Annotated in this window: 11 protein-coding genes; 3 read left to right on the forward strand and 8 right to left on the reverse strand. The window is 62.2% G+C overall.

The window, feature by feature from the left end; genetic code table 11:
* On the forward strand, window positions 1-340 hold a 340-nt coding region (locus HMPREF9538_RS30755), incomplete at its 5' end, for a chromate resistance protein ChrB domain-containing protein (protein WP_009486383.1).
* Complete coding sequence (gene chrA, locus HMPREF9538_RS01460; protein ID WP_004189596.1) at window positions 309-1,676, forward strand: chromate efflux transporter; 1,368 nt, start codon at window positions 309-311, stop codon at window positions 1,674-1,676. The genes HMPREF9538_RS30755 and chrA, both read left to right, overlap by 32 nt.
* Window positions 1,677-1,730: 54 nt before the next feature.
* Here the strand turns inward: chrA and HMPREF9538_RS01455 are convergent, their stop codons facing one another.
* The 8 genes from HMPREF9538_RS01455 to HMPREF9538_RS01420 are packed head-to-tail and all read right to left on the reverse strand — an operon-like array spanning window position 1,731 to window position 9,416.
* Complete coding sequence (locus HMPREF9538_RS01455; protein WP_009486384.1) at window positions 1,731-3,152, reverse strand: FAD-binding oxidoreductase; 1,422 nt, start codon at window positions 3,150-3,152, stop codon at window positions 1,731-1,733.
* A gap of 26 nt (window positions 3,153-3,178) precedes the next feature.
* A complete protein-coding gene (locus HMPREF9538_RS01450; RefSeq protein WP_002908134.1) occupies window positions 3,179-3,994 on the reverse strand; it encodes an ABC transporter permease in 816 nt (271 codons plus the stop codon).
* Window position 3,995: 1 nt separating this feature from the next.
* A complete protein-coding gene (locus HMPREF9538_RS01445) occupies window positions 3,996-4,826 on the reverse strand; it encodes an ABC transporter ATP-binding protein (RefSeq protein ID WP_004189603.1) in 831 nt (276 codons plus the stop codon).
* On the reverse strand, window positions 4,823-5,806 hold the full coding sequence (locus tag HMPREF9538_RS01440) for an ABC transporter substrate-binding protein (protein WP_004189605.1): 984 nt from the start codon (window positions 5,804-5,806) through the stop codon (window positions 4,823-4,825). Before HMPREF9538_RS01440 ends, HMPREF9538_RS01445 begins: the two co-directional genes overlap by 4 nt.
* On the reverse strand, window positions 5,806-6,687 hold the full coding sequence (locus HMPREF9538_RS01435) for a creatininase family protein (protein ID WP_004151186.1): 882 nt from the start codon (window positions 6,685-6,687) through the stop codon (window positions 5,806-5,808). Before HMPREF9538_RS01435 ends, HMPREF9538_RS01440 begins: the two co-directional genes overlap by 1 nt.
* The gene (locus HMPREF9538_RS01430; protein ID WP_002908128.1) at window positions 6,684-7,163 is read right to left on the reverse strand and encodes a RidA family protein; all 480 of its coding nucleotides are present in this window, start codon (window positions 7,161-7,163) and stop codon (window positions 6,684-6,686) included. Before HMPREF9538_RS01430 ends, HMPREF9538_RS01435 begins: the two co-directional genes overlap by 4 nt.
* The gene (locus HMPREF9538_RS01425; RefSeq protein ID WP_009486385.1) at window positions 7,153-8,436 is read right to left on the reverse strand and encodes an amidohydrolase family protein; all 1,284 of its coding nucleotides are present in this window, start codon (window positions 8,434-8,436) and stop codon (window positions 7,153-7,155) included. Before HMPREF9538_RS01425 ends, HMPREF9538_RS01430 begins: the two co-directional genes overlap by 11 nt.
* An 11-nt stretch (window positions 8,437-8,447) precedes the next feature.
* Entirely contained in the window at window positions 8,448-9,416 is a 969-nt protein-coding gene (locus tag HMPREF9538_RS01420; RefSeq protein ID WP_009486386.1) for a PDR/VanB family oxidoreductase, read from the reverse strand.
* Window positions 9,417-9,623: 207 nt separating this feature from the next.
* On the opposite strand from HMPREF9538_RS01420, the gene HMPREF9538_RS01410 reads away from it, so the two are divergent.
* On the forward strand, window positions 9,624-10,523 hold the full coding sequence (locus HMPREF9538_RS01410) for a LysR family transcriptional regulator (RefSeq protein ID WP_002908057.1): 900 nt from the start codon (window positions 9,624-9,626) through the stop codon (window positions 10,521-10,523).
* The last annotated feature ends 351 nt before the right edge of the window (window positions 10,524-10,874 follow it).

The following is a 10,874-nucleotide window of genomic DNA, read 5'->3' on the forward strand; positions in this document are numbered from 1 at the left end:
GCCCGAGACCTGTCCGGCGACGGCGGTCGGTTTTGATTTTGACGGCGCGCCATTCAGCCATGTCGGCACGCTGGTGACCTTCGAAGTACTGGTCCGGCGTTTTGTGCTGGACGCGGTGATCCCCGACAGTCTGGGACGGTTGATCCACTTCCTGGACGTCGGTGGGGTACCGACCCCGGAGGCGGCGGGGGTAGAAAGCATTCTTGCAGGGCTGCGGGAAACCATTACGGACGATGACCAACTGCTGGCGGCAGCTTGCTCGCTGTTCGACGGCTTACTGAGGTCCTGTGAAATGAGGTCTGGCAATCATGAGCAAAACGGTCGTTCTTCCGCAGAGTGACAGTCCTTCCGTCGTCGCTTCCGTCTCCTTCTGGCAGGCATTTCGCTTTTGGCTCAAGCTTGGCTTCATCAGCTTCGGCGGGCCTGCCGGGCAGATCGCCATGATGCACCAGGAGCTGGTGGATAACCGACGCTGGATATCGGAAGGGCGATTCCTGCATGCGCTCAATTTTTGTATGGTCCTGCCCGGCCCGGAGGCCCAGCAGCTGGCGACCTATATCGGCTGGCTGATGCATAAAACCTGGGGAGGCGTCATCGCCGGGGTGCTGTTTATTTTGCCCTCGCTGGTGTTACTCATCGCCCTGGCGTGGATCTATCTCGTCTGGGGGGATGTCGCCGTGGTGGCGGGGATCTTTTATGGCATCAAACCCGCCGTAGCGGCGATAGTATTGCAGGCGGCGCACCGCATCGGCTCGCGGGCGCTGAAAAATGGCGCCTACTGGGCCATCGCCGCCGCTGCCTTTGTCGCTATTTTTGCGCTGAACGTTCCTTTTCCGCTGATCGTCCTCGCCGCGGCACTGGTGGGTTTTATCGGCGGACGGCTGGCGCCGACGATATTCGGCAAAGCGGACGCCCACCGTGCGCAGAGTCACCCTGGCGGAGCCGCCATCATTGATGACACGACGCCGATCCCGGCCCATGCCATTTTCAGCTGGCGGCGTACCTCTCAGGTGCTGATCGCCGGGATGCTGCTGTGGCTGGTGCCGATGGCCGCCCTGACGCTAATGCTGGGCTGGGCGCATCCGCTGACCCAGATGAGCTGGTTCTTTACCAAAGCCGCGCTGATGACCTTTGGCGGGGCATATGCCGTCTTACCTTATGTTTACCAGGGGGCGGTGACCCACTATGGCTGGCTGACGGCAGGGCAGATGATGGACGGCCTTGCTCTTGGGGAATCGACCCCTGGACCGTTGATCATGGTGGTGACCTTTGTCGGGTTTGTCGGCGGCTACACCAAAGCGGTGTTGGGCGTCGATGATGTGCTGCTGGGGGGCATCGCGGCGGCGTGCCTGGTGACATGGTTTACTTTTTTACCCTCGTTTATCTTTATTCTCGCCGGCGGGCCGTTTATTGAAACGACCCATAATAAGGTGGGATTTACCGCGCCGTTGACCGCCATCACCGCCGCGGTGGTGGGCGTTATCCTGAATCTGGCGCTGTTTTTTATCTGGCATAGCGTCTGGGGACCATCCGGTTTCGACCCGTGGTCCGCAGCCATAGCCCTGGGCGCCGCCGGGCTGCTGTTTCGTTATAAGTGGAAGCTGACCTGGGTACTGGCCGCCGCCGCCGCAGTAGGGCTTATCGTCCATATGGCGGGACTGTCCGGCGCAGAATGAGGTTGGGCGGCAACGGGCCAGCGACCCGTTAGCGCCCAACCGGACCGGGGACCATCAGGTCGTGGGGCTTTCGCGGGTGGCCCGCGTCAGCGGGTTGCTGTCGAGTTCCAGCTGGTCGCGCAGCGCCCAGCCGCGCAGCTTGCCGGGGTTAAGTAATCCCGCCGGGTCGAGAGACTGTTTCACCGCCACGACGTCGGGACGAATCACGCCCTGTTTGCCGTCCTCAACCTGCAGCACGTGGGGGTTGTTAATCTTGACGTCGTTGTCGCGAAATATCTGCATGATGGCGTTAAGACGTTCGGGCGTGGTATAGCGCACCAGCTGCAGACCGCTGGCGGTGAGATTGCCCTCGATATCGCGCAGGAATTCAATATGGGACATCACCTCCCCGGCGAAGTGCTGCTCCATCTGTAAAATTTGCTGCGGATAGCGCAGCGGATCAAACGCCGTCTGCAGATAGGTCAGCGTATTGTCCACCTTGAGCGCATGCAGGGTGGTGTGGTTCCAGCAGTATTCCATTAACGAGCCGTTGCGCGTCCGGGCCTCCTCGCTGGCCTGCCGGATGGCGTTGCTCCCGCGATGGCGCGGTAACAGGCTGGCGCAGAGTCCTTCGCTCTCCTCGGCGATCAGGCTGATGACCGCATGCTGCCCGGCGCGGTAACGATCCTTGAGGTGGCTAAAATAGTCAGCGATCGGCGTGGCCAGCAGCGCCACCTGGCGCTTCACCAGCCCCGGCGAGCGGACGCAGGCGTTGGCATAGTTCAGCGCATCGGCGAAATCGTCAAACACGTCCAGACGTTCAATCCACTGGTGTGCAGGCGCCAGCGCCAGCTCAACCTCCAGGATAATGCCGTTGGTGCCGTAGGCGTGATGCAGGAGCAGCGCTTCGGGAGCCGGGACGGTCAGCACGCGGGGGACCGGCTCGACGGTCATTACTTTGACGCTGAGCACATTGCCGGGCGCAGCCAGCGGCCCATAGTTGATGGAGCCGATGCCGCCGAACCCGCCGCCGTAGAGACCGCCCAGGCTCGCCAGTCGATAGGTCGACGGCATACAGCGCAGCTCCCAGCCCGTCTGGCGGGCGGCGGTTTCGATGTCCGCCAGGCGAATGCCGGCCTGGGCCCTCACTGTGCCGTTGCCGAGGGCGACGATCTGGTTGAGCCCGGTCATATCCACCAGCAGCCCGCCTTCGAGGGGGACCAGCTGTCCGTAGTTGCCGGTGGCGCTGCCGCGCAGGGTCAGCGGCAGCTGGTGCTGCGCGCAGGCGCAGACCAGCTGGCGCAGCTCCTCTTCATCGCGCGGGCGAACCACCGCGTCCGCCTGTTTCCCCGCCAGTTGCTCGGTGAGTAGCGGACTGAACCAGTGAAAATCGCGGGAGAGCCGTTTGATCTTCGCCGGCTGTAAGGTCCACTCCAGCGCCGGGAGTGCCTGCTGGATCGCCGCGACCGCGTGTTGACGCTGTTCATCAGTCATCATTCTTTTTCCTGTTCGTCAGCAGAACATTAATGAGATTGCACGGCTTCGCTTTCATGCCAGGCGCTGAGCGCCCGGCGCGAGACCCAGGACATCACGCCAAACAGCGCGATACCGGCGAGAGAGATCAGCAGCAGCGCGGCAAACATCAGCGGGATATCCAGCTGGTAGCCGGCCTGTAGGATCTGATAGGCCAGCCCGGTATTGGTCCCGCCGGTCCCGGCGACAAACTCCGCCACCACCGCGCCAATCAGCGACAGCCCACTGGAAATACGCAGCGCGCCGAAGAAATAGGGCAGCGCCGAGGGGATACGCAGCCGCACCAGCGTTTGCCAGCGGCTGGCGTGATTGAGGCGAAAATAGCTCAGCAGGCCGGGGGAGACGCTGCGCAGTCCCTGAGTGGTATTGGAGATGATGGGAAACACCGCCATCAGGGTGGCGCACACCACCAGCGAGAGCGTGGCATCCTTCACCCAGATGATGATCAGCGGGGCGATGGCGACGATCGGCGTCACCTGCAAAAACACGATGTAGGGAAACAGGGCGGTTTCCACAAAGCGGTTCTGCACCAGGATAAACGCCACCGCGGCGCCGATGACAATCGACAGCAGAAACGAGATCAGGGTGATCTTGAGGGTGAACAGCAGCGCCAGCAGCAGCGGCGTGAGATGCGTCCACAGGCTTTCCAGCATCACCAGCGGCGACGGCACCAGAAAGGCCGGGATACGGAAATAGCTCACCGCGCCCTGCCACAGGAGCACCATCGCCACCGCGACGAGGGTCGGATAGAGAATTTTGAGAAAACGCGGATGCTGGATCCACGGCGTTGCGGTTGTATTTTTCATATTATGACTCCATACCGGACTGGCTGGCCTGCAACAGACTGTCCTGCAGCTGACGGGCATACAGGGAAAAGGCCGGGCTGACGCGGAACGCCTCGCTGCGCGGGAACGGCTCGCGGATGGGGATATCTTCGACCACCCGTCCGGGACGGGCCGCCATCATGATCACCCGCTGGGAGAGAAACACCGCTTCGTGGATCGAGTGGGTGACGAACACTACCGTCAGGTTTTGCTCCTGCCAGAGACGCAGCAGGTCGCTGTCGAGTTTGTTACGCGTAATTTCGTCCAGCGCGCCGAAGGGCTCATCCATCAGCAGCAGCTTTGGTCGGGTGACCAGGCCGCGGGCGATGGAGACGCGCATTTGCATGCCGCCGGAGAGTTCGCGCGGCAGGACGTCGGCGAACTTGCCGAGGCCCACCAGCTCAAGGACTTCATTCACCCGGGTATTGCCCTCCGCCCGCGGCACGCCGGCCAGATCCAGCGGCAGCCTGACGTTATTGCGCACGCTGCTCCACGGCATCAGGGTGGCTTCCTGGAAGACGAACGACAGCGGATGCTGGGCCTTTTCCCGACTGTCGCGCCGCCACAGCATCAGCTTGCCGTCGCTGGGCTCCACCAGGCCGGCGACCATCTTCAGCAGGGTGCTTTTACCGCAGCCGGACGGGCCGAGCAGGGTAATAAACTCCCCCTGATTGATGGTCAGGTTGACGGGCAGCAGCGCCCGGGTGCCGTTGCTGTAGATTTTCTCCGCCGACAGCACCTCGATGGCTGGGGTGGCAGCGGCGGGCATAAAGCGGGTATCGCTCATCACGGTCAGTTTCGGGGCGGTATTCATGGCATCACTCCGGCGTCTTTGACCATCTCCAGGGTGTAAGTCTGCTCAAACGGCACCTTGCTGGCGTCGATCAGTTTGTTTTTCACTAGCATGTCCCAGGTTTTTTTCAGCCGCGGCTCGGTGATGATGCCGATGCCGCCGGACTTAGCATCGCCGCCGGTCACCAGCTGGTACTGCTTCATCTGGGCAATGCCAAAGGCGATCTGCTCGGCGCCCATTTGCGGATTCGCTTTACCGATCAGGCTGTTGCCGGGGGCGGGATCCTGCAGGTAGCTTTTCCAGCCTTCCATGGAGGCTTTGACGAAGGCCGCCACTGCCGCCGGACGTTTGCGGATGGTGTCGGCCATACAGATAATCGAGTTGCCGTAGGGCGGGTAGCCCCAGTCGCTGAGCGGATAGACATAGAACGGCTGTCCGCCTTTGGCGACGGAGAACGGCTCCGAGGTCACGTAGCCCTGCTGCACCAGATTTTTATCGGCGAGGAACGGCTGAACGTTAAAGGTATAGGGGCGCACTTTGCTGCCAGCCAGACCCAGCTCGCTTTTCGCCCACGGCCAGAAGGAGGTATAGGCCTCGGTGGCGAGCAGGAAGGTTTTGTCTTTAAGTTCCGCCGGGTTCTCCACTTTGTCATGGGTGATAAACACCGTCGGCGAGTGCTGGAACACGGTGGCGACGGTCACCGCGTGCACCCCGGCCTGCCAGGTCTCCAGCGCCTGGCCGTTGTCGCCAAGGGTGCAGTCCGCCTGACCGGCCGCCATCAGCTGCATGACGTTGATCTGCGGGCCGCCCATTTTAATTTCGACATCGAGACCGGCGTGTTGATACAGCCCGGTGGCCTGGGCCTGGTAAAACCCGCCGTGTTCGGCCTGGGCATACCAGTTGGTGAGAAAGGTAAACTTCTTCGCCGCGAAGCAGGAGGCTGAGGTCGCGAGGGCGGCCACGGTCAGCAGGGTAAAAACGGGCGTCAATCTGGTATTCATCAGGGCTCCCTGGATTCAGCAGCGAAAGAAGGTGGTAGGGACTGCACAAAGCCGTGCCAGTGCTGTTTGCCCCAGGTCGGTTCGCGACGTTCGACCCAGGCCATGCGGTGGATCTCGATGATCGCCTGCGCCCAGCTGGCGGCGAGGGAGTCGAGAAGCCCTTCGCCTTGCTCCCGCGTCGCCGGGGTCGGGTCGCCAATCACCCCGCTGGGGCCAAAGTCATACGACGCCCACGCCGCCGCCGGGCGGCCTTTCGACAGGGTTGGGCAGGGGAATTCCGGGGGGAAATTAGCGACGGCCCGTTCCATATGGACGCACTCCGGCGCCAGCGCCAGCATCAGCGCCGTTTCGCTATGCCCGGCGTGCATCGCCATCCGCTGTTCATGCGGGCTGAGAAACTGTTTTTCGCAGTTGGGCACGTTGAACACGTCGTGGGGGATGGCGATGAAATCCCCGTGGCGCAGGCGCATTTCCCGGCAGGCGATCTGCAGGATCTGCGGCTGGCCGCCGTGGCCGTTGATCATCAGCAGCTTGCGAAAACCGGCCCGATAGAGAGATTCGGCGATCTCCAGCAGGGTATGCAGCAGCGTATCGCCGCTAAGGGTCAGGGTGCCGGGAAAATGCAGATGCTCCTCGGACTTACCGTAGACGATCGGCGGAATGGCGTAGGCCGGGATCGTCGCCGGCAGCCTGGCGAGGGCATGGCCCGCCACGCCGGAAGATATCACGCTGTCCACCGAGCAGGGCAGATGCGGGCCGTGCTGTTCGATCGCCCCGGTGGGGAGGACGATAACCGTATTGCTTTTATCCGGCAGGGCGGCCACGTCCGTCCAGCTCAGAAAAGGAAGAAAGCGCGCGGCAGGAATGTAACCGTTAATCATCGCGGTGCCTCGGAGTTAAATGACGGGGGTAACCAGACGGTCGCTTCGACTTCAATCAGTACCGTGGCGTCGGGCAGCATTTCGCTGACCTGCACCACGGTGGAAACGGGCGGCTGGTCGGGGTAAAACAGCTTCCTGACCCGGCTGTAATAGGGAAAATGGTCAAGGTTGCGAAAGTACTGCACCAGCTTGATAACGTCGCTCATCTGCCCTCCCGCGGACGCCACGGTGCGGCGGATGCTCTCCAGGACGTACCAGCTCTGGGCGAGGATCGGGCCCTGTTTCGCATCGGTTGAAAATTCGCCGGTCGCCCCCAGCAGCTCCCGCACCGGCTCAGGCACATCCTGAAAGCCGTTGACGATGGTGCCGGTCAGGGGATTGACCGGAATAATGCCGGAGAGAAAGATAAAATCGCCGGCTCTGCGCCAGGCGGCATACCGCGCCAGCGGCGCCCCGGCGCCTGCTTCAAGACTCATGTGCCATCTCCTCCTGCCACACGCGCCGGTGGGTTAACCTGCCGTGGTTAACCACCAGACGGGCGGCGCTGTTTAAAGGCCAGGTAAAACGGTCGCTACCCGGGAAAATCACCACGCTGGCCGCCGCTCCGACGGCAAAGGGCGCCGCGTCTGCCGGCGAACCGGTTAGCGCCGCGCGATCGCAGATCAGCCGCGACTGCTGGTCGAACAGGTCGCTGAGCTGAGCGCTGAACAGACCGCAGGCCAGGGTGTCCAGCGGGTCATAGCTCCCCGCCGGGCAGAAGGCATCCTGCACGTTGTCGCAGCCGAGCAGGGTGGCCACGCCGGCGGCCTGCGCCTCGTGCAGCAGGGTGATCCCCCGCTGGCGCGGCGTGCGGCCGAACGTCGCATCCTGCAGCAGCAGGTTGGTCATCGGCAGAGCGATAAGGGTGACGCCGTGCGCCGCCAGCTGGCGCAGGATCGGCGCCGCCTGTTCGTCGCTGCCGGCGGCCAGTGCGCAGCCGTGGCTGCAGCAGATATGCCCGGGAAAAGGGTGGCGGGAGAGATGATCCGCCAGCCAGGTCAGCCCCTGAGACACTTCGCTGAGCTCCTCATCAATATGCAAATCCAGATCCAGATCCCAGCGGGCCGCGCTGTACAGCAGATTTTCCATGGCGGTGGCGTCCCAGTTGGAGGAGTGGATGAAGCCGCCCAGCAGGCAGCGCTCTCCGCTGTTGGCGACCGTCCGGGCGATGGCCTCCGCTTGCGCCAGCTCGCGAAACAGGGGCAGCGGGACCAGCGCCACCCGCTCCAGGGTGATGCCGACGGTATCGAGGCGGGCGATTTCCTGCCAGGCGTCCGGCGCGTCGGCGTTAAACCAGTCGATATGGCTGCGCAAATGGGTCACGCCATTCGCTGCCGCCCGGGCCAGCGCGGCGGACGCCCGGCGTTGAATATCCGCCCTGGACCAGTGTCGGCGATCCTCATGCATGGCGTGGATCGCCGGCAGCAGCCCGGCCTGCGCTGGACGGCAGCGTTCAATGGTGAATGTCTTGTCCAGATGGGCATGGGGTTCCACCAGGCCGGGGAGCGTCAGGGCTCCCGCCAGGTCCCACAGGCCGGGAGTCGGCTGGTCGGTTGGGGTCAGTGCGGCGATCCGGCCGTCGCGAAAGGCCAGGTCCGCCAGCAGCGGTTCACCGTTGGCCCGCGTCGGCCAGCCGTCGGGCAGCGCCCAGGCCGGGAGTCGGGCGCGGCTGATGCCGGTGAGCGGCGCACAAGAGGAGGGGAGCGTCATCGTCAGTCTCCTCACAGATCCAAAACCAGACCCGGCGATTTCGCCCGCGAACAGCAGAGCGTGATCTGGTCGTTGCCGGCTTTCTCTTCCGCCGTCAGCACGCTGTCCCGGTGCTCGGGGATCCCGTCGAGGACCCCGGTAATACAGGAGCCGCACATTCCCTGTTCGCAGGAGAGCATTACCTCCACCCCGGCGTGCTGTAATACCTGAGCAATGGTTTGATCCGCGGCCACCTGCAGGCGCTGCCCGCTGGAGGCCAGCTCAATATAAAACGCATTTTTCGCCGCAGTATTATTTTCCGCCGCGGGAGTAAAACGCTCGAATACGAACTGCGACGGCGACCAGCGATATTCCTCCATGACCGACCGCAGTCGCTGAATAAAACCCTCCGGGCCGCAGGCTATTACTGCGGTATCAGGGTGGGGCACAGTTAAGCATTCGGGGACCCGCTGGCGAAGCGACGCGCCTTCCTCGCTGCAGTGAATGGCCACCGTGCCGTTCGCAGTCAGCTGGTTCAGGCGCGGGGAGAAGGCCGTCTGGCGCGAACTGGCGACATAATAATGCAGCTCCAGCGCCCCCTTTCTGGCGGCAATCGCTTCAGCCATCGCCAGCAAAGGCGTGATGCCGATACCGCCGGCAAACAGCAGGTAGCGCCCGGCCTGCGGCAGGGGAAAATGGTTGCGCGGCGGCGAAATGGCGAGCCGATCGCCGGCTTTGAGCTGCTGGTGCAAATAGCGTGAGCCGCCGGTGGAGGTGTCAGTCAGCCTGACGCAAATTTCATAAGTATTACTGCGGTCAGGCGTGCCGCACAGGGAATACTGCCGGGAGCCGACGCCGGGAATAATAATATCGATATGCGCCCCGGCGGAGTAGGCCGGTAATATTTCCCCGGCCGCCGTCTGCAAAATTATGGATAGGTTTCCCTGTCCGTTGGGGCGTATTTCCCCGACCGAGACCGAAATAAGTTCGTGGCTGTGCATTACCGTTTACTCTCCCTCATTCCGCTGTCTGCAGGGCGGCCAGGGGCGGCGAAGAGATAACTCCCCTTCGCGGTGAACTGTCCGGCGTGCAAGAAAATGGGTGAAACGATCGTTTCTCCGCTATGAATGCTACGGTATTGTGATAAAACTGTTGCGTCCAGAGCTTTGATTCGCACAACCCGTTGCAAAAATGAGAGCACCCAAACCATGTTTGCCTTCTCCCGATTTCTGCTCTATTTCACTGAAGTGGCCCGTCAGGGATCGTTTCGTAAAGCGTCAGAGGCGCTGCATGTGTCGGCGTCTTCCATCGACCGTCAGATTTTGCGCGTGGAACAGGAGCTGGCGATGCCGCTCTTCGAGCGCCATCCCACCGGGCTGAGGCTGACCGCCGCCGGGGAGCTGCTCCTGCACGCGGCCAATAACTGGAAAAAGGACTTTACCCGGGTCTGCGAGCAGCTGGACGATCTGCGCGGGTTGCGGCGGGGGCATGTGCGCATCGCCACCATCGATGCCATTAACCGGCATTTCTTTTCGACGATGCTCAAAGAGGTGCATAAACATTATCCCAACATCTCTTTTACATTGACCACCATCAACAATATCCACATCCAGCAGGCGCTGATCTCCGGCGAGGCGGATTTCGGCATCATGCTCAATCCCCAGACCTCTCGTGAACTGCAGGTCCGGGCGTTTGCCGAGATGAATATGGGGATTGTGGTGCCCACCGGCCATCCGCTGGCCAGCCGCAGCGCGGTGCGCTTTAGTCAGTGCCTCGACTACCCCTTTATCCTGCCGTCCGCCCCATTGATGATTAGCGAGCCGGTGGAGGCGCTGGTGAACATCAGCGGCAACGAGGTAAAGGAGGTGGCGGTATCGAATAACATTCACATGATCCGCACCCTGATCAAAGAGCAGATGGGCATCGGCATCCTGTGTCGGCTGGATATTCTCGATGAGATCGAGTCCGGCCAGCTGGCGTTTGTGCCGCTAACCGATCCGCAGCTTAAGCCTTTCACCCTGGCGCTGTGCGTCTCGCCCGCCCGCCAGCTTTCCCTTGCCGCCTCGATGATGCTGAACCAGCTGGAGATGCTCTTCAGCCAGCTGTGAAATGTCGGGCAGGCACTAAAATCATTCATTAGCGCACCATTATGGTGCGTTTCTTGTGAGCATGAATCAAAGGTTGCATGCCCAAGGGCGGCGGCGCAGGCGATTTCTCGCGGCCGCTCGCAGGCGTTTAAATCTGGCATTGTTTTTGTATAGCTGAGTGTGAGTAGAAGCGGTCAGTACGGGTTATCCATACGGGACATTGCTCAGTCACCATGTCGCGGTTCAATGTTGACCGGGATGGGAGGCTGAGCCACATTCGCTCGCTCCCCCTCCCGGCGTAAAGAGGAGAGGGATATGAAAACAGGCGCACGCCTTCCCCGGGGCATACGCTGGCTGGGCCTGGTGGCCCCC

The organism is Klebsiella sp. MS 92-3 (genome assembly GCF_000195655.1).
Taxonomy (GTDB): Bacteria; Pseudomonadota; Gammaproteobacteria; order Enterobacterales; family Enterobacteriaceae; genus Klebsiella; species Klebsiella pneumoniae.

Coding starts and splice junctions, on each gene's coding strand:
- chrA (WP_004189596.1), top strand. CDS start 309: ATGAGCAAAACGGTCGTTCTTCCGCAGAGTGACAGTCCTTCCGTCGTC.
- HMPREF9538_RS01455 (WP_009486384.1), bottom strand. CDS start 3,152: ATGATGACTGATGAACAGCGTCAACACGCGGTCGCGGCGATCCAGCAG.
- HMPREF9538_RS01450 (WP_002908134.1), bottom strand. CDS start 3,994: ATGAAAAATACAACCGCAACGCCGTGGATCCAGCATCCGCGTTTTCTC.
- HMPREF9538_RS01445 (WP_004189603.1), bottom strand. CDS start 4,826: ATGAATACCGCCCCGAAACTGACCGTGATGAGCGATACCCGCTTTATG.
- HMPREF9538_RS01440 (WP_004189605.1), bottom strand. CDS start 5,806: ATGAATACCAGATTGACGCCCGTTTTTACCCTGCTGACCGTGGCCGCC.
- HMPREF9538_RS01435 (WP_004151186.1), bottom strand. CDS start 6,687: ATGATTAACGGTTACATTCCTGCCGCGCGCTTTCTTCCTTTTCTGAGC.
- HMPREF9538_RS01430 (WP_002908128.1), bottom strand. CDS start 7,163: ATGAGTCTTGAAGCAGGCGCCGGGGCGCCGCTGGCGCGGTATGCCGCC.
- HMPREF9538_RS01425 (WP_009486385.1), bottom strand. CDS start 8,436: ATGACGCTCCCCTCCTCTTGTGCGCCGCTCACCGGCATCAGCCGCGCC.
- HMPREF9538_RS01420 (WP_009486386.1), bottom strand. CDS start 9,416: ATGCACAGCCACGAACTTATTTCGGTCTCGGTCGGGGAAATACGCCCC.
- HMPREF9538_RS01410 (WP_002908057.1), top strand. CDS start 9,624: ATGTTTGCCTTCTCCCGATTTCTGCTCTATTTCACTGAAGTGGCCCGT.